The organism is Sphingobacterium kitahiroshimense, from assembly GCF_025961315.1.
GTDB classification, from domain to species: Bacteria; Bacteroidota; Bacteroidia; order Sphingobacteriales; family Sphingobacteriaceae; genus Sphingobacterium; species Sphingobacterium anhuiense.
In genome coordinates, this window is sequence record NZ_JAOQNK010000001.1 from 5,020,298 (window position 1) to 5,042,218 (window position 21,921).

Below are 21,921 nucleotides of genomic sequence, written 5' to 3' on the forward strand. Positions count from 1 at the left end.
ATGAATAAAAGTTATTTCAAATTTTACGCCAAAAGATAAACTAATTATTATTAATTGTGTTACATTAACAATGTTACATGATTTGCAGTAATTTTAGTTACTTTCTTTAATCACTTTCTCTAATTGATAAGAGTTTTCGCCTAGTTTTGTAACTTTAATGGATATTCCTGCTTCAAGTTCCAACTCTTGTGCGGCAGCAGTTCCCAGACTGAGCACATGTGAACGATCTCTTCTATAAGAAAAGGAACACTCATATTCATTATCAATAAGAATTCGGATTTTTTTTGTCTTATTTGGGAACAATTGTTTTAGATCCTTCGTGATCCTAATCTGATTTTTAGTAACATCTTCTGCAGTGATCTGATTTCCTTTAGAGGGAAGGATTGCCGTTTCTAAATTTATTGTTGTATTTTTTACTGTTGAAGGTGTTCCATCAGTTGTTTGAGTAGCTTCTGAAGCATTATTGTCTGCATTACCTTGATTAGTTACAGTAATTTCAGCTTTTTCAGTGTGAGCTTGCCCTTTCCCTTGTTTCTGATTATTGGTCGCACTTTTGGATTTCGCAGAACTTGATTTTGTATTTTCTTGTTTTTGATTTCCGGAGATATTTTCTGCTTGATCAGGGGGATTCTGCGTATTCACAGTCTTTCCTTGATGACTAGATACACTTTCTGTTTTGGTGGAATTCGGTGTATTTGCCACTTTATTTTGCCCCGGATTATTTTGCTTTCCTTGATTATGTCCTTTATGTCCTGTTTGCGCGGAACTGGAGTGAGACTGTGTCGTTTTTGATTGATTAGGAGTAGGATGCTCCGCTTTCGGGACGGCAGGAGTAGCCGGTGTGACTTTATTAATGATATTTCTAATGTAGTAATTCTTTATTCTTGATTTTTCAGTATTCCGTTCTTCAATCTCAAAATCTTCTTTATAAGCCTTGAAAAGATGCGATATTTTTTCATATCCATAATTACGGGCATCAAAATCAGGTTTTCTTTTATTAAATAAACTACCAATTTCCCCTAAAAATGCCCATCCGCTTTCATCAGCCGTATCATCTACAGTGTCTTTTAATAGTTCGAGCGTCTCTTCATCCAATGCTGATATTTTATTCCGTTCAATTGGTGATGGCGTCGGACTGGTATTATTGTTTTTCTTTTTTACCGCCTTTTTTGAAACTTCTTTCTCAAGAATTTCCACATAGATAAACTTATCACATGAAGATATGAACGGTTTTGGTGTTTTTCTTTCTCCTATGCCAATGACAAGTTTTCCTGATTCACGTAGCCTAGTTGCTAAACGTGTGAAATCACTGTCACTTGAAACAATGCAAAATCCATCTACCCGATCCGAGTGTAGGATATCCATGGCATCTATGATCAAAGCCGAATCGGTCGAGTTTTTGCCCTGTGTATAACTGTATTGCTGAATAGGTGTTATAGCATGAGTCAAAAGACTGTCTTTCCAGTTTTCAACATAAGGACTAGTCCAGTCTCCATAAATACGCTTGATAGTAGGGATCCCATATCGCTTTACTTCATTCAATATCTCTTCTATCTTTTTATAGGAGATATTATCAGCATCAATTAAGATCGCTATTTTTTTTTCTGTTTCTTCTGGCATCCCTTATTTCTTTAATATGCACGATCTATTATTTTGCAATAAAATTCTAATCATTTATTTCTCTAATGTAATCTGAACGAAGTATAGTTGATAAAAAAAGCAGCGTAATACACTTCGTGGAAAAGTATTTAACGTTATTTTAATAGCTCTTCTCTTGTAAATATAATGGTTTCATTTAATATTTTTCTTAATCCATGTTCCCCTTTTTTCAATTATTGAAGCTATTTCATTGTTAGAGATTAAAACTGTTTATTTATGAAGGTATTATTGACCAGACTTGATCCTGTATAAAGCACTGAAGGCCCGGCATCGTCTTTCTGTCAAAAACTTATTATTTTTGTTAAAATTTCAATCTTATGTTGATTATCGATTCACCTTCTAATAATGCTTATTTTAATATAGCATCGGAAGAATACTTATTATATAAATACCCAAAAGAAGCTATTTTCCTTCTGTATATTAATGCACCTTCAATTATCATAGGCAAATTTCAAAATACATTAGCTGAAATTAACTTGGATTATGTTCAAGCTCAAGGAATAAAGGTCGTTCGAAGGATGTCAGGTGGAGGAGCGGTTTATCATGATCTTGGGAATCTGAATTTTTCTTTTCACATCTTGTTGGGCGAAAATGATTTTATGGATTTCTCGACATTTACTCAGCCCGTCGTATCGTTGTTAAATAGTATGAACATACCTGCAAAATTGGAGGGGAGAAATGATTTGTTGATTGAAGGGAAGAAATTTAGTGGAAATGCCAAACTTGCAAAAAATGGAAAAATGATCCAACATGGTACGTTATTGATTAGTTCACAGATGGAGGTACTGGGCGATGCGCTAAAAGTTAATCCTTTGAAGTTTATAGATAAAGCTGTCAAGTCCAATCGTGCACGTGTAATTAATCTGAATGAGTACTTACCACAAGATATGACAGTCTCAGCTTTCAAGCAATTGTTGATTGAGGAGATGAGAAAGAATAATCCTGAAGCTAAGATTTATAAACTAACGGATGAAGATATTCTGGGGATCGAAAAATTGGTAGCAGAAAAGTACAGTACCTGGGAATGGAATTTTGGCTTTTCTCCTAATTACAATTTTAAGAAAGCCATAAAGATACCTGCTGGATTTATTGAAATACATTTAGATGTCCATAAAGGGTATATTGAAAAGGCGAAGATATTTGGAGATTTTTTTGCATCAAAACCAATTGAGGAGCTGGAGAATATATTGATCGGACAAAAACATGAGGCTGTCCACCTTGCACAATTACTGGAAAAGCATGATGTAACGGCTTACTTCGGTAAAGTTAATATTGCAGAATTAATGGAATTGTTCAAATAACTGTGGGTTATTTCAGTAGTACTCTTCGCTCGTTATTGAATTTTTAAGCCAATTTGAAGAGTGCTCATAATTTTTAAGTCTTAACTTTACCCTTTTTCTTATTTGAAGTCAGCAAGAAGATCTCGCATCTTTGATAATTATGCTTCATTTTAACAAGTCCCTGACAAATGGACTTGCCGTCTTTAATCTTTATGGTTATGTTTGTCGTTTTGGGCATTGAAATTTGAAAACGGAAGTTTCAAATTTCAATGCCCATTGATTTAATATTAAAAAACGTCATGATTGCCGAAATAGAAGACAAAGAAATTAAACAGATTTATCAAACATCAATCATTCAGCAAACGGCCTATTGGTCTGAAGTAAAAAGGTTACAGGGTGTAACTTCAAAAGCATTTAATTTTAAAACTAAGATAGCAGATCTTTATGTCGATTCCGAAGACAGTGCCTATTTTATAGGAGATCTATTGATTTTGATTCAGGCTATCGATCAGGAGCACAGTATTGCCTACGTTCCCTATGGACCAGAGATCGAACCATCAGTTGAAAATCAAGGCTATTTCTTGGAGCAATTGTCCGAGAGTTTAAGATCTTGTTTACCTAAAAACTGCATTATGATTCGTTATGATTTATCTTGGGAATCACATTGGGCAAAAGACGATGACTGCTATGATATCAATGGCAACTGGTTAGGAGTTCCGGATAAAAAAATTCAGGAAATCCGTTTTAATTTTAATACCAATAATTGGAACTTAAGAAAAGCCAATACCGATATTTTACCTTCAAATACCATTTTTATGGATTTGAGAAAAGATGAAGATAGCTTATTAGGTGCAATGAAGGCTAAAACGCGTTATAATGTCCATTTAGCAAAGCGAAAAGGAGTCAACATTCGCTCTCTTGGTATGGATAGTTTAGCGATTTGGTATGACCTGTATAAACAGACTGCAGTGCGGAATAATTTCTTTTTACATGATATCAGCTATTTTAGAATTGTACTTTCTGCTCGTGCTAATGATACCCTTTCACCGGCAGAAGTTCATTTATTAGTTGCTGAGGTCGAAGGCAAACCGTTAGCAGCCATGTTTTTAGTCGTGTCAGCAAACAGGGGGACATATCTTTACGGAGCATCAGCCACAGAAAATAGAAATTATATGGCAACCTATGCATTGCAATGGCGTGCTATGCAAATCGCAAAAGAAAAAGGCTGTACTGAATATGATTTTTTTGGAGTTGCTCCGCAGGCAGATGAGTCACATCCGATGTATGGATTGTACCGATTTAAAACGGGTTTTGGTGGTGAAATCTTTCATCGTATGGGTTGTTGGGATTATCCACTGGATAATGAGAAATATAAATATTATACTTCTATGGAATTCAAGAACCAGAGTTACCACTTGAGTTAAATTAAAAAGGGTTGATCATAGCAATGATCAACCCTTTTCGATATTGAAATATGTTCCGATTTCTTGGATGAGTAAATTTTACACTGTTTCCTTTACTGCATCTACATTCCAGCCTGATAGGATACCTCCATAAAAATAAAAAGTGACGTGGAATTTTTTATTACTGATTTTATCAGACACCAAATAACGTTCTGTAACATCATAGGAAGCTACTTTTTTGAAACTTGATAATTTTACCGCAGGAAGGCTGGTTGCAGTTTCTGAACCAGATACCATCTTTTGGATTTTAGCTGTGATCAAATTCATAATACCTTCTTTTTTGAAAGGATCTTTTTCAACCTTATTCGTCCCAACAAGAGGCATTATTCCATTGTTAGCCGCTTTTTTTGCTTTTGCCTGTGCAGTATAATTTTTAAATTTTTCTTTGACTTTAGGATCACGGATGCTGTTTACCGTAAAAATTGCGATTCCCTGTGCACCATGATTTAAAGCTTCGTCCATCTCTGTAAACATAGCATCGCTATTACTAGCCATCAGCCCACAATATAAGCTGGTCATTTTATTTTTATCTCTTGCATTTTCAATTGTACAGTCTCTGACGAAACTAGCATCTTCCGTGTAGAAATTACTATATACCATTGGGAATACCATATCCAGATTCCACTTTCCCCAATCTTGTCTTACCATACGGGATGCCATTTTAGGGGTTGGAAATGGCGATGCTGCCATAATTTTTCCACTGGCATGTACCACGTCTGCGATCATATTAGCCACATCTGTAATCTGATCACAACGGAATTGTCTCCATTTAAGATCACTGGAAGGATCTTTTTGTGTTCTAGGATCATAGCCATATTGATCCTTAAATTTTTGGATTGCGACGGGATGATAACCATAATCCCAGGCCGCATATTCGCGATCTTGAACAATATTATATTTTGGCCAAAGTGTAGTTGGGAGCACAACATCTACATAGCGGTGATAATCGATCGATATACCATCTAAGCCCTCTACAGCACAGTATGATTCAATTTTCTTTTTAATATAGTCTTTGACTTCAGGTAAGACTGGAGATAAAAATTTATAATAACCGACGTATGCTGTTGTATCTGCCAGGCTTTTTCCGTTACGGTTTACACTGAACCATTCCGGATGTTCCTTTAATATCTTCTCGCGATCATGTTCTAGATTCATGGTCCATAACCAAGCCACAACTTTAATCCCATACTTATGTGCTATCGGGATAGCAACTCTGTAATCGTCGGGTGATGGTGCATTGAGCATCACTCCGTCAATACCTAGATATTGCATTTCACGGCATAAGGAATCAAAATTGCTTGTAGGTCTATAATCTAACCAAGTCCAGAACATAGGCTGACCATCCTTTTCGGCCGCTTTGGTTTCAGAAGCGGTAAATAGAAATAGCCCAAAGAAAAAAAGAATGTAAAAACGCATGCGTGACAAATGAAGGTGATTCATAATTTATAGCTTTATTGAAACACGGTTTTGGTTATGTTTCGATTTATACTGTTTAAGCTGCAATATAAATATTTTTCATCAAATTGGACTAAATGGTTATACCTTTTGGTTCGTTTTAACCATTAATTAGACAAAGTGATTTTTATTGTTTGATCTAGCAAAAATTAAGGATAGCGTTAAATTTTCTAAAAGAAAACGTTACATGGTGTACTAAAAAACGCCTGAAGCGGGGAACTCCAGGCGTTTTAACTAACCAATTATTAACCTAAATTATGAATACATACTAAACGCATTTAGTATGCCGATTAATATAATTGATCATGAATTTTAACAGATTTTAACTATTTTCCTCACAATTTGATTATTTGTGTAGTATATTTAAGCAATAAGGTCAGTTGAGAGAACTCGTAATATGATGATGAGGAACATATCAGCTCTCTGTACGCAATGATAAAGTGGCATTATCATTGAAGAAATGTAAAAAATGAAAAGTATACGAATTATTACGATGCCTTTAGGTTTTACCATTTTAGAAATTTCCAATAGTACAAGAGAAATTTTTAACAGCCATATGCCTGCTGTATTTTATAATGTAAATAGCATCAGCATACTCTAATTTTATTATTACGCAATTTCAAGCTGTTCTACATGAGAGAAAAAGTAAATGCCAGTCAAGAGATAAAACAACTTTTTGAGAGATTCGAGGCTCAACTTAGTGATCCAGCCTACATCGATCTGGACTTCTTGGCTGAATTAATAGATCTCTTTAGACCAAAGCGACGATCGTTATATTACCAGGTCGATATTGCGCCATTATTGATTTATTTAGAAGCTTCACCTGACATCAAGTTCAGTTTTTCTTCTTATGTGCGTCGAGTTATAGATCATAAAGATTTTGATCAATTAATTTCAGATACCGGAATTATCAGTTATGCCGATTTTAGGTATGAGATCAAAAAGAGAATAACGGAGAAATATCTTCCTTCACAACCTCCCAAATCAACATTGCAATATGTGTTAAATCAGCTTTTCTATCATTCGCAAGATGCAGATTGGGTTGCGGTCATTCCCAATGATCAGTTGCAAAGACTCTATCAGATATGTGATTTCAATTCATTATACGAGAGCAATGTAAACTTTGAAATCAAGGAGATTCTCTATGGTCTTGAAGTTTTGGTTCAACGTATTACAGGTAGGGCAATGGAAACAGATGTCAACAAGATGGTTCCTGAATTTCAAAATTTTGATAGTCCATTTATTGCCATCATGCGTGAGTTTAGCGAACTTAACGATCGTTTTTTAGCGGGTAACTTGCATTTTATGACCTCCGATGATCTTGCTTATAAACAAATCCTGGTTTTGCATAAGCAATGTGAAAATTATATTGATACTGCCTTTGCAAACTCTCATCGTTTTGGCATCTCGATTAAAGTCAATCAATCTTTATTAAGGATCCGGCAACAATTGGAAAGAATTAAAGCGATTATTTCTTTTTTGGTTATTGATAAAGAGCAGGAAAAGGTTGATAAAAGTATTGCTTTTGCTCAGACGTTGATCGGTTACAACTGCCGTAAGAGTAATGTACGGAAGTTAGTTGGACAGAGCACACAGCTATTAGCCTATGAAATTACACACCATACCGCACAGACGGGAGAACATTATATTACATCAAGCAAGAAAGAATACTGGAATATGTTTCGGTCTGCATGTGGTGGTGGAATCATTGTGGGTATTATGTGTATTCTGAAATTGTTTTTAGGAAAAGTAGAGACAAGTGAGTTCGGACATGCATTACTTTATAGTATAAATTATGCAATCGGGTTTACAGCTATTTATCTCTTTGGCGCAACATTGGCGACAAAACAACCCGCTATGACTGCGTCTGCTTTAGTTGCTGCCATTGAGAATGGTGCATCTGGACAAGATGAAAAGCGACATCGATATTGGAATTTTGCCGTATTTTTTGCAAGACTGTTCCGTTCCCAATTTATTGCATTTGTAGGTAATGTGATTATGGCTTTTCCTGTTAGTCTGGTTTTAATATGGGGTATACAAGAGCTTTTCCATTATAATGCCGCTGCGGGGAAATGGATGACTTTGGTCAATGATCTTAATCCGACAGAAACCCCTATGATTCTGCATGCCTGTATAGCAGGTGTATTTTTATTTTTGTCAGGAATTATTGCGGGTAGTATCTCTAACCGAGATAAACACAATTCAGTTTATTATCGAATCGAGGAACAACCTGTGTTAAAGAAAATATTTGGTAAGGAGAAAACTGCAAAAGTTGCCCGTTTTTACGAAAAGAAATGGGCCGGGATCGTTTCTAATATCTGGTTCGGGGTTTTTATGGGAACAACAGCTTCAGTCGGTATGTTTTTAGGTCTTAATTTAGATATTAGGCATATTACTTTTGCCAGTGGAAATTTAGCTTTAGGATTATTTGGGAATGACATGTCGCTGACTACAGATATGTGGATCTGGGGCATTTTAGGTATAGGACTTATCGGTTTTTTTAATTTTGCTGTTAGTTTTTCGTTATCATTGACGCTCGCATTTCGGTCCCGTAATTTGTCCTTTGGAGAATTGATTAAAATGGCAAAAGCAGTCTGGATTTATTTTAAAATTAGTCCGAGGTCATTTTTCTTTCCACCTCAAGATAAATCGTAATATAGGTCTGCATGTGTAAGCTATTTTAACTGACCTTTTCTGATGGTGACACATAAAAGTTTATACCCTTCATCTGTTCTTAAGAATTCAAGATGATCCTGAACCAAATCCTTTTTGTTCTTATGGGATATAATTATAGACATGGTCGGATATAGCCAATCTTTTGATTCACCACAATTATTAAAATATTTCTGAAATTCTGGAGCATCGAACATAAAAGGATTTAAGCCATCTGCAGAAATGAAATAGTCCGTTTCTGAGCTTGTAGTTTCCATCAAATTATTTTTTATAAGATCAAAATTGCGTTCCATAAACATGATCTTATCTGATGCTTCCCATGCAATGGACGTTTCCCAAGTGACTTGTGAATAAGTTGCCTTTAATAATTTTGACTTTGTTAAATCAACGAGTAAATCTGTCTTTAACCAATTTTCAAATTCTTTCTGAAAATTAATAAAGGAATAATGTAAACCGTCAGTTCCGACAAAAGAAATTCGAGAGGGATCATCTAAAGATTCTTTTGTTTTTTGAAGAGAGAAAAAATTTAGGGTTGGTTGGTATTCAAAATCTGCAATTATAACGTTATTACTGGTATCTAAAAGTACTTCTTCACCACCAACCCAAGTTATTAAGCTGTCTATTCCGACGCGTTTTTTTGTAGCTCCTTTTAAAGCAACCAGAAGACCATTATGAACGCGAGTCAAGCCACTGTAAATCGCGGGAATGACGATATCGCCATTCCGGTTAAAAAGACCTGTTAAAGAGGTTTGCGGATCTCTAAATCGGATAAACCCCTCACTTTCACAATCGGCGCCATTGTCGATGATATGCAAGCTATCGTGACCAATTTTACGGCCTGATTTTGTTAGATAGAATGAATTCCATTGACCATTATTTTTTTCAGTAGCAGCTAGGATGTCATCAAAACGATTTGCTCTTGTGACACCTTCAAATTTTGGTTTGATTTTCATGTGGCCAAGTCCATCTTTAAAACCAATAAGAGTACTGTCTTGATTGTAAAATGCATACCATGGGTCGCTTCGTTGCGCAAACAGATTACAGTATGTAAATACTAAAAACAAGGACAGTGTGAAATATCTCATAGGACTAAAAATAAAAATCTAATAAAAAGGTTCTGATGTAAATTCTGATCCGCTCAGTTTATTGCAAAGCTTGTTCGAGGTCTGCAATTAAATCTTCGATGGACTCCAGCCCAACACTGATGCGGATAAGACCATCCGTAATACCGGTTTTCAGTCTGATTTCCCGAGGTATACCTGCATGGGACATTGAGGCCGGATGCGAGACCAAAGTATCTACGGTGCCGATTGAAACTGCTCGTGTACATATCTGTAGCTTATTGACAAAATCAATTGATTTTTCATATCCACCTTTTAGCTCAATACTCATGACGGATCCCGCATGTCGCATCTGCTTTTTGCTAATTTCAAAATCTGGGTGGCTCGGTAGACCGTTATAATGTACGCTAGCAATCTCCGGATGATTATTCAGAAAATAGGCCACATCCATGGCATTTCGGCAATGCTGTTCCATTCTTAATGGTAACGTTTTTATTCCCTGCAAAACTAAAAATGCATCAAATGGATTACTGTTTACACCCAGTAATTTATGTGTCTGGTGCACGTAAGTCTGCATGGCATTTAGATCACGGCCAATCAGGACACCACCGATTGCACTACCGTGTCCATTTAAAAACTTTGTAGTGGAATGAAAAATAAAATCCACCTGATATTTAAACGGCTGTTGTAAATAAGGCGTTGCAAAAGTGTTGTCTACAGAAACTAGCTTCTGATATTTTTTTGAAATCTGAACAACACGTTCAATATTGATGCATTGCATCGTTGGATTAGCGGGGGACTCAAAATGAACAAGCTTAATTTCGGGATTTGCTTTCAAAAGTGCTTCCAGTTCAGTAACATCTGTCATATCCGAAAAATAGGTTTTGATCCCAAATTTAGGGAGCATTTTCGTGATAAATTCATGAGTGCCACCATAAAGAGAAGGCGTAGCCAATAGTGCATCTCCGGCATTTAAGCAAGAAATAAATAAGGTAGACATCGCCGCCTGTCCACTTGAGGTTAACAGTGCCCTGGCGCGCATTGGCGTTCCGTCTTCATTTAAGATCTTCCAGGTTTCAAGATCGGCTATAGCTTGAGCTGTGGCATCAGTAGTTGGATTTCCAAACCGGGAGTAAATATAACCAGAATCTTCACCGGAGAATCTTCGCATACCCTGTTCGGCATTGTCAAAAGTAAAAGTGGAACTGGCATATATGGGTGCTAAATGAGAATGGTGACCATCAGTATGCAATTGATGTATGGCAAGTGTTCCAAAATCGATGCTTTTGTTATTCATTGGGTGTAGGTTTTAGGTTTATGATGATTTTATTATTAAAATTACTTTCGGGAATTGTAGCAAAATATCAGATATTCCTGCAATACAAGCGCATGCGTGTGCTCTTTATCCTTAGCAGCATAAAGTAATGTTATGATGGGATGCTCATCCCATTTATCCAGATAAGAAATTAACTGTTCATTGTTTAGGAGTTCGTTTTTGTACTGGATTTTAAAGGTGTCCCATCGTTCCGGAACATGAGCATAGGCGAGCCGGGTTGCGATAGAAGGTGCAATCTCAGTAGCCCATTCGTCAATATGAGCTTTTTCTTTAGTAAGACCTCTTGGCCATAGTCTATCCACCAAAACTCGATAACCGTCATGACTATCGGTTTCTTCATAGATACGTTTAATACTTATATCTGGTCGCATAGTTTAAATTTAGTGATAAATCCTGATAGCAAATCTATTTATGCATAATTAATATAAGTACAAACCGCTTATTTATTTCATTGGTAAAGGAATCAATATGGAAAAGGACATCGACTATTAATAGATTGTAGTCGATGTCACACTTTATGAAGCATGTTAAACAGTAATTTGTATACCTATTTCAGTAATTGTGGTAAGTCGCAAACGATTATACATGCGATATTTGTTTTAGACCAAATATCATGACATGATCGTATTGAAATTTGCCTTGAACACGGTGGTAAAATGATATAAAATGATGTGAAGGAGCAGAAGTAGAAAATGACATGTAATTAGTTGTTGTTACTTTGGTCAATTTATGTTTAGTTAGCTCCGAAACCCCATTTCGGAGCTTTTTATTTCCATCTTTATTGATAGGAAATCTGATTCGTTTTTAGCGAGAATGGATGAAGCTTGTTGGAAATTGAGTGCAGTATCAGTTTAAAAAAGAGATAGTTGAATGCCTGGTTTATTTGGGTCGGGTTTCTGGGCTTTTCCCATGACAGTTCTACCTTCATATTTCCATGAATCTCGTCGTTCCTGCTCAATGATTTCTTGAATATCAAACTGAGGGTTGAAATTCGCCTCAGCCTGAAGAACAATCTGATGCAGTTTATTAATCGTACGTAATTTATCAGACTGTCCCAATTTTGATTTTTCTATTCCTTTTCTTAAAACAGCAATGCTATTGTCATATATTGTTATTGGCACGGGAAAAGGGTGGCCATCTTTACCACCATGTGCAAATGAAAAACGGGCCGGGTCTTGAAAACGGGCCGGACCACCGTGTATAACCTCACTGACCAAAGCTAGGGACTGCATGGTGCGGGGGCCTACACCTTTTAAAAGCAACAGTTCTTCAAAATTGTCGGTCTGTAGTTCACGAGTTACATATAATAAGGCGCCAAGCCTTTTAAGATCAACATCAGAAGATTGGATATCGTGTCTTTTAGGCATGATCAAATGTGCAAATTCTTGTATTGTTTTTGCAGGATCTGTTTTTGCAATGGCGAGAATTCCCTGTCTATTGGAAGAAGCGCCCGAAGCTGTCAGGTTTAATATTCGCCCCTGTGATATACCGTTAATACCGGTATGCGGTTCATCGATGAAAGATTTTAATTGTTCCGAATGCCAATGGTAACGCCTAGCAGTCCCATCATGATCATGCATTCCCTGTTGGACAACTGTCCAATTTCCCTTATCGGACACAATGAAATTGTGCAGGTACAATTGGTATCCATCTTGTATTGCGGTGTTGTCCACTTTTGCAGTCAATTTGCTCGCACGCACTAATTCCTCTCCTGCAAGACCAGCATGATCGGCTACCCGCAATAGCTCCATTGGGGTTTCTTTGGATAACTTACCTTTTCCGCCACAAATGTATAGACCTAAAGATGTGGAATTTGGATTGATGGCTCGTTTTAAAGCACCCATTACCGATGTGGTGATGCCGGAAGAATGCCAGTCCATACCGAGTACAGCGCCAAAACTTTGAAACCAAAATGGATCGGACAAACGACGAAGTACTTCATCTTTACCATATTCCGTTAAAATTGTCTCTACTATAGAAAGTCCCAAAGCCGACATACGTTCATAAAGCCAAGCAGGCACTTTTCCATAGTGAAGAGGTAAATCGGCTGTCCCGGAACGTTTCATGTTGTTTTTTGCTAATATTATTAGTGTAAATGTAGTAAATAAAAATTACAGTTCATTTTTTTATATCTTGATTTACCAGGTAAAATGGCTATAGCAACAGTTGTTTATTCGTCTTCATTGTATATATTCGCTTAGAAAACAACACTCCTAAACTAAACTTAATTATGCAAGACCAAAAATCACAGCGACTGGAGTCACTGGATATTCTACGAGGATTTGACTTATTTTTATTGGTTGCATTACAACCTGTGCTAGTAGCGATCGGTCAGGTCTGGGACAATTCTTATTATCATACCTTTTTGTTTCAATTTGATCATGAAGTTTGGGAAGGTTTCCGATTATGGGATCTGATTATGCCTTTGTTTTTATTTATGACCGGTGTTACTGTTCCTTTTTCTCTTGACAGTAAGATCGGACAATCTGTTGGACCGATATATAGGCATATTTTTAGACGTTTTGCTATCCTTTGGTTCCTAGGGATGGTTATACAGGGAAATCTACTGAGTTTTGATTGGCATTATTTCAAACTTTATTCCAATACATTGCAGGCCATAGCTGTGGGATATTTATTCACATCATTAGCTTACTTTAATTTGCCGATACGAAAAGTAATTACTTTGAGCATCTGTTTATTAGTTGTATATACTATCCCATTTGTACTGGACGGCAATTATAGCCCACAAGAAAACTTTGCAATTCGTGTGGATAAAAAAATATTAGGTTCCTGGATGGATGGAGTGTACTGGGATCAGGGCATTTGGGATTTTTCAGACACCTATGATTACTCTTGGATATGGAGCAGTTTGACCTTTACAGTTACCGTGATGATGGGCTGTTTTGCAGGTAAAATCATTAAAGAAAATGCACGTATTAATCCCAATAGAGTTTTTCGTGATTTGATCGCTATCGGTTTTATATGTTTATTGGCAGGAGTATTATTGCATTTTCAAATGCCTATTATTAAACGTATCTGGACCAGTAGTATGACCTTGTTTTCAGGTGGAATCTGCTTTATTCTGATGGCTATATTTTATTATGTGATTGATGTTAAAAAGGTGGTTAAGCCCTTTAGATGGTTAAAAATATATGGCATGAATTCTATTGTTGCTTATTTTATTGGTGAATTTGTTAACTTCAGATCAGTAGTTCATTCTTTGACATTTGGTTTAGAGAACCAGTGGCCGGAACTTGCTCCAATCATATTAACTGCCGGAAATTTTTATATCGTATTTCTGATTTTATACCTATTATATAAAAATAAGTATTTCGTGAAGATTTAAAATGTGATTTATATCTTTTTCGCTAACCTAGTAGATAGCAACTATTTGGATTGATTTTTGATTTTACTATCGTGGATGCTTATATAAACTTACAGCACACAAACAGTTTATTTAATACCCAAAATAAAAAACAGTCAAAAAGTAGAAGAACTAAATTATGATTTTAATAGTTGATGATAAACCAGAGAATATCTATTCCTTGCAACAACTGTTAGAGTCTAGAGGTTTTAGTGTAGATACCGCTTTTTCAGGAGACGAAGCATTGAGAAAGACATTTAAGAATCGATATGCTCTTATTATTCTTGATGTAAAGATGCCCGATATGGATGGATTTGAAGTGGCTGATCACTTGGCAAAGTATACCAAAACCAAAGATATTCCGATTATATTTTTATCAGCAGCTAATCGTGACAAGAGATTTATAGAACAGGGATATAAATCTGGCGGTATTGACTATGTGACCAAACCAGTTGATATGAATATATTACTGCTCAAAGTAAAAAATTTTTATCGACTATATGAACAGACTTTGGTTCTTAATGCCGTGCAAGAAGATTTAAAGGCCGAAATTGAACGCCGTAAAAAAGCCCAGTATTCGTTAGTCGCCAAAGCCAATCATTTACGTTTGATATTAGAAGCTCTTCCACAGATAGCATTTACGGTAACACCGGATGGGAGGATTGATTTTGTTAATCGTAACTGGTTTACTTTTTCTAGGACGCAAAATGATTTTCCAGAATGTCATCCAAACGATCCAGCTATTCTGGTAACTTTAAGATCACACATTCAAAAAGGAACTGCTCTGGAAATGGAGGTTCGAATAAAACCTCTAGATGCACAACTTTACCGTTATCATCTTTTAAGAATTGTACCTATTGAAGAGGATCAATTCATTACCCATTGGGTTGGTACTTTTACAGATATTGATGATCAAAAACAGCTTTCACAGAAGAAAGATGAATTTTTAAGTATTGCGTCGCATGAGTTAAAAACACCACTTACAAGCATGCGTGGTTATGTGCAACTTCTGAATCGTTCTTTAAAAGACGAGCCACATTCAAAAGCATATAAATATATGAACCGGGTTGAAGGACAATTAAATAAACTAAGTACTTTGGTTGCAGACCTGCTCGATATTTCAAAAATTGATAATGGTAAATTATACGTCGATCACCAATTTTTTGATTTAGATGCTGTGATTGATACAGTGGTCGATACGATGCATCATACTCAGGAAAAGAGAATATTAAATATTGAACGCACAGGTGAAAAATTGGAAATCCCGATTTTTGGAGACGAGATGCGTATTGAACAAGTTTTGATCAATTTTATGAGCAATGCAATTAAGTATGGACCAGATTCTGACCATATTATAATTCATACGGAAAAGGATGATAAGGAAGTGAAAGTCAGTGTGCAAGATTTTGGTATTGGTGTTCCGCCTCAAAATCAAGCGCCAATATTTGATAAATTTTATAGGGTAGAGGAGACTTCGGTACGCTTTCAGGGATTGGGATTGGGTTTGTATATCTGTGCAGAAATTATCCGTCAACATGAGGGACAATATGGTATGACGAGTAAAGCAGGTGAAGGTACCACATTTTATTTTACACTTCCTTTAAGAGTAGTACACTAAAGTTACCCGAGTTTCCAAAAATGTGAAAAACCTCAGTATCACCCTTGATGAAAATGAACATACTACAAAAAAATTAGCACGAACAGTTTAAAGATAGAGCCATGGATAATAGAAAGAAGATTTTAATATTTGAAGATGATGTTTCCATTTTAGAAATTGTGACCATTATTTTAGAAGATGCGGGATATCATATTGCCATATCTGAGACATCTCACGATATTATTGAGAAGGTTGCTGAACTGACACCCGATTTGATTTTGATGGACAATTGGATTCCGGATATTGGAGGGAAAGAAGCAACAAAACTATTGAAACAACATCCTTTATTTCAACATATACCCGTTATTTACGTTACAGCAAATAGTGATATCGCGTCTCTTGCAGCAGATGCAGGTGCAGATGATTATCTTGCTAAGCCATTTGATTTAGAAGATCTTGAAAATATAGTTGCTAAATATCTGGAGTAGCATTTGAATTACTTAAAAACCTTTGATAAAATCACTTTTGAGAAAGGGCAATGATCAATAATCCAATAATAGTCGTTCAGATTACAGGATCGACTATTATTGGATTATAGTAATGAACTAACTCAATTGCGGATCTGTTTTTGAATGTTTTCCAGTTTCCACACGGCCTGCAAAATGGCGTTCGAAAGCTGTATTGACTACATGTAAACTGAGATCATACCAGCCAGATTGTTGGTGTGTGTCAATTTTCCAAGTGATCGATTTTCCTGCAGGTAATGATACTTTTTTATGCCAGTTGCTATATGCATTATCTTTTGCTTCAATAAGTAAGGCTTCTTGTCCTTCATTTATTAAAGTGATCAATAGGTTACCTGTTGCCTGCTTTCCTTGATCCAATTCATAAGAAGACTGTACTTGTAGCGCTTCATCTTTACCTTTAAATCCGCGCATAAATCCATTCGGCCCATAGGCTGTTAAAGTATAGGTATGGTCTTTAAAGTCCGATAAATTCCAGCTGAAATCTAGAGATTCTCCAGCAAGAACAGCAAAAGGCCAAAACTTCACGCCACCTTTATAAGTTGAGCCTGCGTATACATTGTATGGACTGCTTAGCGCCATTTTTCCAAAAATGGAATTTCCTGCTTCTAGTTTTAAATTAATTTTGTTCTCTTTTTTATCAATTTTTTCATGCACATATAGTTCGTAAGCGAGTGCATTAGATGGTCGTTGTCCTTTTTCTTGCTTCGCTAATAACGAATTGCTTTTTTTATGAAGTTTCAATTGCGCAATATCTACTTCAGACCATTGATGATAGTTATTAGGCAGTGGTAATTTTTTAGCTTCATCAATAGCACGAATTTGTGCATTACGATCCAAGAAAGGAAGTTTTTTAGCATTGCCTGAAACAGCAGTGCGAAAGACAGATGTCAGATCTCCAGTAATTGCTCTTCTCCATGAACTAATATTATCTTCATGGATATTTTTACCATATTTTTTATTTATGAATTGCTCAATAAATTGAATAGTAGACGTTATATCAAAAACTTCGGAATTGACCCATCCACCTTTAGACCAAGGGGAAGCTATTACTAAAGGAACACGGTACCCTAATCCGACAGGTCCTTCGGTGGCATTTTCCTTATCAACACCTGCTTCCAATTCCTGTTGCAGACTGACATACTCGCCAGAAATATCCAATCCAGGCGATACTTTTCCTGAAGTAGGATCGGCAGGATTCGGTGCTACAAAAGGAGGGACATGATCAAAATAACCATCATTTTCATCATAATTTAAGATGAAAATTGTTTTGCGCCAGACATCGGGATTTTCAGTTAATATGTTTAAAATTTCTGAGGTAAACCATGCACCATACATGGGGGCACTAGGATGATCTGAAAAATATTCTGGGGCGACCAACCAAGAGACAGTCGGTAGGTTTCCCGATTTTACATCTTGTCTAAATTGATGTAATACGTCACCTTTAGGAACCCGAATGTCTGTACCTTGTTCATTTACGGTAATGGCTTCGCGATAATTCGGATCGTTTTCATTTGTTTGGAAGGCACGACGGAAAAGGGCTTGTTCTGATGGTGATACCTTGTTGAAGGCTTCCGGTGTTAATGACTCAAGCTTTTTCTCAAAACTTAGCAGCTGTTCTTTCTTTTGCTTCAGTTTATTCTGTTCTTTTTGTACACTTGTTGCTTGACCGTCCTGAAGCAGCTTCTCTATACCAGCGATTTCAGCAGGAAGCTCTGCTACGCGTTTCTTTAGAAATGCTAAATGACTTTCCTTAAATTCTATATGATATTGTAAAAACCACTCCAGATTATTATCCGTGTAATTGCCCAATAACCCATCGTCTTGTAGGCCAGATTGTATGCTGACTTCATTTTGGTACACCTTCCAAGAGACAGCCGCCGCTTCAAGTTTCTCTGGAAATGTTTTCCAGCTCGCCCAGCGGTTAAAATAAATATCCGAATTGCGTACTAATGGTTTTTCTCCTTTACCCGGTACACAGGTACCTGTCCAAAAAAAGTGTCGGTTTGTTGTCGTGCCGGTTATTGAAGAACAGAAGTTTTGATCGCAGATCGTGAAAGCATCAGCAAATGCATAGTAAAATGGATTATCTTCCCGTGTATAATAACCCATTGTTAAAGGTATATCTCTAAAATCTTTATAGTCAGAACGTTTTGCGTCGATCCAATTATCGTGTTTTCCCTGGTTGCGTGCAGCAGATTGATTCTCCCAGGAGTGTGGTAGATAGCTCGTCCAGGCCGCCTTAGATCTTTTAATATCCAACCGGAAAGGAGAGAACGTTTTTCCATCTTTTCCAGATTGTAACCATACTGGATTTCCATTCGGTAATTGTATCGCTCTAGGGTCTCCATAACCACGTACACCAGACAGCGTACCAAAACTATGGTCAAATGAACGATTTTCCTGCATAAGCATGACAATGTGTTCCGCATCTAAAAAACTAGATCCGGCAAGAGGCTCGATTGCCATCGCTTTTTGTATGGCGTCGGGCAATCCCCATTCTAAACCCATCGCTCCAGCTAAAAGGGAGGCTTTCTTTAAAAAATCTCTTCTATTGTCCATTTCGTGTTTTATTGTCTTAATTAGGTTTAAAAGTAAAAAGAATTTGTAAGTATGTTATGTAACGATTAGGTTTCAAAAAAAAACTGTGGAAGATTTTTTTCTCCCACAGTTTCATCATTTGCTAACGTTTATTTCAAGATCACTTCGACATCGTAATTTATTAAGAGCAATCTTGATATAAGTGAAAAATTTCAGATAAGGACAACATACAATTAGAATTCCTAATTTTTTCCTAAATGTGCCTATAAGTTTGTTTCAAACATTAATATCATGAAATTTATATATACACTTTTATTTTTCCTATTCGTTTCCAATTTTTTATTTGCACAAGAAACCACAATACCTAAGCCAGCAAAAGTAAAACATGCAGAACCACTCTACCTAGACCTCATGCGGGATCTTGGCGCTAGAAAAGGCGAAGCAGAATTTAATGTTGGATATGGTACTGGACGTTTCAAAAATAAAGTAGAGCATAATGCTTTTATTGAATACGAGTGGGCTGTTGCCAATCGTCTGGGACTGGAAGTTGAAGTGCCTGTACTATTTGCAAAAGATAATGTAGGGCAAAGAACCAATCATATAGAAGGTTTAAAATTAGGAACACAATATACGTTTCTGGTAGATGAGAAACACCAGACTTCTTTGGCTATCGGGTATGTACATGAAATGGAATTTGGCCGATCAAATCCAACTGTAAGAAATACACCTCTTTTTGATGGTTTTGTATCATCACCCTTCTTTATAGCAGCTAAGAATTTTAATCAGATCAGTACATTGATTTATACAGGACCTGAATTCGAATATCACTTTAAAAAGAAAGGAATGGAAACCAATTTTGTATTGAACGCAAACGTGCATTTCATGGTTCCCAATTCAAGTCATTACATCGGTATTGAAAATGATATGCGTATCGAGCATGGTCATTTAGAATATATCATGAGACCTCAAATGAAGTTAGCGTTATCCCCTAATTTTGCAGTAGGTCTAGTGTGTGGTGTTCCGATAAAATCAAAAGAGTTTCAAATGGATTTTATGACCAGATTAATTTGGGAACCAAAGTTCTAAGGCCTACGAGCTTTGTTTTAGTTTCTTGACATATTAGAAAAGCCTCAGCGTTTAAATACTGAGGCTTCGGTTTCTTATGCTTCCCTTCTCATATCAAAAGATATGTAATTTTCAAAATACTCAAGTGACCTTATGGGGGTTGTGCGGTTACTCAACAGTTCAATATAATTATTTGCCATCAATCTCCATGTTGATAGTTCTCCAAAACTTTGCGCTTTGAACCGATACCAAGCCAATAATCTTGGGGAATGATACAAAAGGCTGATGTTTTCGCGCATCGCTTCTATATCATCGAAAGGTGTGAGTATGCCTCGGTCATCGATCAATAAATCCTTAGCGTGCCAATAGGGAGTAGCAATAACAGCTGTTCCAGCTCCAACTGCGAACGATAGAGTTCCACTACTTGATTGTTCCTTATGTTGATAGGGAGATATGTAAATATCGCATGCTGTAAGATATTCTTTGAGTTGCTCATCCGATAAAAACTCATCTACAAATACGACTTTATCCTGTAATTCTAATTGTTCCACCAGATTTTGTAATTCATAACGATAGGATTCACCTTCACTTGCCAATACATGCGGATGTGTCTTTCCGACAATAAAGTATTTGAAATCTGGTAAATCGAGACCTACCAAAGACTTGATAGCGTATTCCAAATTTTTACTCCGTCTGATTAAGCCGAAAGTCAGCATCATAAAATGTTGCTGTAAGCCTAATTTTTGCTTTGCTAATCCTTGGTTATAATCAAACTGAGGAACTCCATGTGGAATCATTTTAATCTTGTGATGATAAAGATCTGGGAAAATCTCTTTCAAAATTGAGCATCCTTTGGGCGAAAGAGAAATGACCTGCTTTGATTTTTTCAGGAGTGATTCCATGATTTCTTTTTTCCTTAAGGTTGGATCCTGTATTATTGTGTGAAAAACCGTTATTAATGGTATGTTTAAGTTATTGATCAGGTTATTGATGAAAATGCCATCAGCACCACCAAAAATCCCAAATTCATGTTGTAATATACAATAATCATATTCCTCATTAATGATACATGAAGCTTGCATATAACTGTCTAATCCATCCTTGTCAATGACAAATCGTATTGAGTTATCAAATTGTTCTTTACCTAATTTACATACAGCAATTAGATCGACTGTTACATCTGGATCGAGCTCCATTCCCTGTTTCAGATCTTTAGTGAAGGTTGCAAGTCCACATTTCTGAGGAGGGCAGGTGCTAATAATGACAATTTTCTTCATATTATTGCTACTTGCTTATGTTATTATCTGCCTGCTCAACAGGTATATCCAAAATCGCCATCAATAATAAATAATATCCTCTGTCTAAGCCCATTTCTTTTGCTTTTTGATCGATATGCTCCATAATATATAGTATGATTAAATGCTACGTCCTTTTTATGCAAGCTGTAAATCAAAAGCTGTACCCAAAACCTATTTTTATGTACATAACCGTAGTTTTTAGGTCAGTTAAAGTAGATTGTTACTTATCGACAGTACTAAGCGTAGAGCGTGCGTATTTGTACGGACACATAGAAATATTCTTGTTTTTAGCGTTGGCTGATACGAATTGGTTTGCTTTTATTCTGAGGCAAAAAGTTAGATTACCGTGCAAGAAATAGATAATTACATATAATTAGTTTACAGATGGTCGATAATTTAGCAAGAATGAATGTGGTCATTCATTAAATTTATTTATAAAAAATAAAAAGGCTTATACATAAAAATATGTATAAGCCTTTTTAATGTGGAGCATATCGGAATCGAACCGATCACCTCTTCACTGCCAGCGAAGCGCTCTACCAAATGAGCTAATACCCCAGTATGTCGTAAGACAGGACCAAGATAGTACTTTAATATGAAATTCA

At 36.3% G+C, this 21,921-nt stretch carries 16 protein-coding genes and 1 tRNA gene; 8 read left to right on the top strand and 9 right to left on the bottom strand.

Annotation, left to right across the window (positions count from 1 at the left end; all coding sequences use genetic code 11):
* Nucleotides 1-93: 93 nt before the first annotated feature.
* Complete coding sequence (locus tag M2265_RS21750; RefSeq protein ID WP_132770751.1) at nt 94-1,620, bottom strand: NYN domain-containing protein; 1,527 nt, start codon at nt 1,618-1,620, stop codon at nt 94-96.
* A gap of 356 nt (nt 1,621-1,976) precedes the next feature.
* On the opposite strand from M2265_RS21750, the gene M2265_RS21755 reads away from it, so the two are divergent.
* Both M2265_RS21755 and M2265_RS21760 read left to right on the top strand, forming a co-directional pair.
* Complete coding sequence (locus M2265_RS21755; RefSeq protein ID WP_132770750.1) at nt 1,977-2,960, top strand: lipoate--protein ligase; 984 nt, start codon at nt 1,977-1,979, stop codon at nt 2,958-2,960.
* Between the two features lie 278 nt (nt 2,961-3,238).
* Entirely contained in the window at nt 3,239-4,363 is a 1,125-nt protein-coding gene (locus tag M2265_RS21760; protein WP_132770748.1) for a lipid II:glycine glycyltransferase FemX, read from the top strand.
* A 78-nt stretch (nt 4,364-4,441) separates the two neighbouring features.
* Here the strand turns inward: M2265_RS21760 and M2265_RS21765 are convergent, their stop codons facing one another.
* Complete coding sequence (locus M2265_RS21765) at nt 4,442-5,842, bottom strand: family 10 glycosylhydrolase (RefSeq protein WP_207902442.1); 1,401 nt, start codon at nt 5,840-5,842, stop codon at nt 4,442-4,444.
* Between the two features lie 484 nt (nt 5,843-6,326).
* Here M2265_RS21765 and M2265_RS21770 point away from each other — a divergent pair, with 484 nt between their 5' ends.
* Both M2265_RS21770 and M2265_RS21775 read left to right on the top strand, forming a co-directional pair.
* Nucleotides 6,327-6,458, top strand: coding sequence for a hypothetical protein (locus M2265_RS21770; protein WP_259194763.1), 132 nt, complete (start codon nt 6,327-6,329; stop codon nt 6,456-6,458).
* Between the two features lie 32 nt (nt 6,459-6,490).
* The gene (locus M2265_RS21775) at nt 6,491-8,512 is read left to right on the top strand and encodes a recombinase (RefSeq protein ID WP_132770746.1); all 2,022 of its coding nucleotides are present in this window, start codon (nt 6,491-6,493) and stop codon (nt 8,510-8,512) included.
* Nucleotides 8,513-8,532: 20 nt separating this feature from the next.
* Here M2265_RS21775 and M2265_RS21780 read toward each other — a convergent pair whose 3' ends face one another.
* From M2265_RS21780 to M2265_RS21795, 4 genes are all read right to left on the bottom strand, one after another.
* Complete coding sequence (locus M2265_RS21780; protein ID WP_132770744.1) at nt 8,533-9,615, bottom strand: WG repeat-containing protein; 1,083 nt, start codon at nt 9,613-9,615, stop codon at nt 8,533-8,535.
* 58 nt (nt 9,616-9,673) lie between these two features.
* A complete protein-coding gene (locus M2265_RS21785) occupies nt 9,674-10,888 on the bottom strand; it encodes a trans-sulfuration enzyme family protein (protein WP_132770742.1) in 1,215 nt (404 codons plus the stop codon).
* Between the two features lie 41 nt (nt 10,889-10,929).
* Nucleotides 10,930-11,298, bottom strand: coding sequence for a DUF488 domain-containing protein (locus M2265_RS21790; protein WP_132770740.1), 369 nt, complete (start codon nt 11,296-11,298; stop codon nt 10,930-10,932).
* A gap of 480 nt (nt 11,299-11,778) precedes the next feature.
* Nucleotides 11,779-12,993, bottom strand: coding sequence for a DUF763 domain-containing protein (locus M2265_RS21795; protein WP_132770738.1), 1,215 nt, complete (start codon nt 12,991-12,993; stop codon nt 11,779-11,781).
* A 164-nt stretch (nt 12,994-13,157) separates the two neighbouring features.
* On the opposite strand from M2265_RS21795, the gene M2265_RS21800 reads away from it, so the two are divergent.
* The 3 genes from M2265_RS21800 (at nt 13,158) to M2265_RS21810 (ending at nt 16,376) form a co-directional block, all read left to right on the top strand.
* On the top strand, nt 13,158-14,273 hold the full coding sequence (locus M2265_RS21800) for an acyltransferase family protein (RefSeq protein ID WP_132770736.1): 1,116 nt from the start codon (nt 13,158-13,160) through the stop codon (nt 14,271-14,273).
* A gap of 157 nt (nt 14,274-14,430) precedes the next feature.
* Nucleotides 14,431-15,909 carry an ATP-binding protein gene (locus tag M2265_RS21805; RefSeq protein WP_132770734.1) on the top strand — a complete coding sequence of 493 codons (1,479 nt, stop codon included), beginning with the start codon at nt 14,431-14,433 and terminating at the stop codon, nt 15,907-15,909.
* A 101-nt stretch (nt 15,910-16,010) separates the two neighbouring features.
* Nucleotides 16,011-16,376, top strand: a complete 366-nt coding sequence (locus tag M2265_RS21810) for a response regulator (protein ID WP_021188089.1) — start codon at nt 16,011-16,013, stop codon at nt 16,374-16,376.
* Between the two features lie 117 nt (nt 16,377-16,493).
* Here the strand turns inward: M2265_RS21810 and M2265_RS21815 are convergent, their stop codons facing one another.
* Nucleotides 16,494-18,974 carry a phosphocholine-specific phospholipase C gene (locus M2265_RS21815; RefSeq protein WP_132770732.1) on the bottom strand — a complete coding sequence of 827 codons (2,481 nt, stop codon included), beginning with the start codon at nt 18,972-18,974 and terminating at the stop codon, nt 16,494-16,496.
* Between the two features lie 270 nt (nt 18,975-19,244).
* On the opposite strand from M2265_RS21815, the gene M2265_RS21820 reads away from it, so the two are divergent.
* Nucleotides 19,245-20,039 (top strand): HAEPLYID family protein, encoded by a 795-nt coding sequence (locus tag M2265_RS21820; protein WP_132770730.1) that lies wholly within the window; start codon nt 19,245-19,247, stop codon nt 20,037-20,039.
* A 74-nt stretch (nt 20,040-20,113) separates the two neighbouring features.
* On the opposite strand, the gene M2265_RS21825 is transcribed toward M2265_RS21820, so the two are convergent.
* Together M2265_RS21825 and M2265_RS21830 are read right to left on the bottom strand one after the other, a co-directional pair.
* Nucleotides 20,114-21,295, bottom strand: a complete 1,182-nt coding sequence (locus M2265_RS21825; protein ID WP_132770729.1) for a glycosyltransferase — start codon at nt 21,293-21,295, stop codon at nt 20,114-20,116.
* Between the two features lie 506 nt (nt 21,296-21,801).
* A tRNA-Ala gene (locus M2265_RS21830) sits at nt 21,802-21,874 on the bottom strand.
* Between the last annotated feature and the right edge of the window lie 47 nt (nt 21,875-21,921).

Excerpts from the sequence above, each read along its gene's own strand:
- M2265_RS21750 (WP_132770751.1), bottom strand. The coding sequence starts at position 1,620 with ATGCCAGAAGAAACAGAAAAAAAAATAGCGATCTTAATTGATGCTGAT.
- M2265_RS21755 (WP_132770750.1), top strand. The coding sequence starts at position 1,977 with ATGTTGATTATCGATTCACCTTCTAATAATGCTTATTTTAATATAGCA.
- M2265_RS21760 (WP_132770748.1), top strand. The coding sequence starts at position 3,239 with ATGATTGCCGAAATAGAAGACAAAGAAATTAAACAGATTTATCAAACA.
- M2265_RS21765 (WP_207902442.1), bottom strand. The coding sequence starts at position 5,842 with ATGAATCACCTTCATTTGTCACGCATGCGTTTTTACATTCTTTTTTTC.
- M2265_RS21770 (WP_259194763.1), top strand. The coding sequence starts at position 6,327 with ATGAAAAGTATACGAATTATTACGATGCCTTTAGGTTTTACCATTTTA.
- M2265_RS21775 (WP_132770746.1), top strand. The coding sequence starts at position 6,491 with ATGAGAGAAAAAGTAAATGCCAGTCAAGAGATAAAACAACTTTTTGAG.
- M2265_RS21780 (WP_132770744.1), bottom strand. The coding sequence starts at position 9,615 with ATGAGATATTTCACACTGTCCTTGTTTTTAGTATTTACATACTGTAAT.
- M2265_RS21785 (WP_132770742.1), bottom strand. The coding sequence starts at position 10,888 with ATGAATAACAAAAGCATCGATTTTGGAACACTTGCCATACATCAATTG.
- M2265_RS21790 (WP_132770740.1), bottom strand. The coding sequence starts at position 11,298 with ATGCGACCAGATATAAGTATTAAACGTATCTATGAAGAAACCGATAGT.
- M2265_RS21795 (WP_132770738.1), bottom strand. The coding sequence starts at position 12,993 with ATGAAACGTTCCGGGACAGCCGATTTACCTCTTCACTATGGAAAAGTG.
- M2265_RS21800 (WP_132770736.1), top strand. The coding sequence starts at position 13,158 with ATGCAAGACCAAAAATCACAGCGACTGGAGTCACTGGATATTCTACGA.
- M2265_RS21805 (WP_132770734.1), top strand. The coding sequence starts at position 14,431 with ATGATTTTAATAGTTGATGATAAACCAGAGAATATCTATTCCTTGCAA.
- M2265_RS21810 (WP_021188089.1), top strand. The coding sequence starts at position 16,011 with ATGGATAATAGAAAGAAGATTTTAATATTTGAAGATGATGTTTCCATT.
- M2265_RS21815 (WP_132770732.1), bottom strand. The coding sequence starts at position 18,974 with ATGGACAATAGAAGAGATTTTTTAAAGAAAGCCTCCCTTTTAGCTGGA.
- M2265_RS21820 (WP_132770730.1), top strand. The coding sequence starts at position 19,245 with ATGAAATTTATATATACACTTTTATTTTTCCTATTCGTTTCCAATTTT.
- M2265_RS21825 (WP_132770729.1), bottom strand. The coding sequence starts at position 21,295 with ATGAAGAAAATTGTCATTATTAGCACCTGCCCTCCTCAGAAATGTGGA.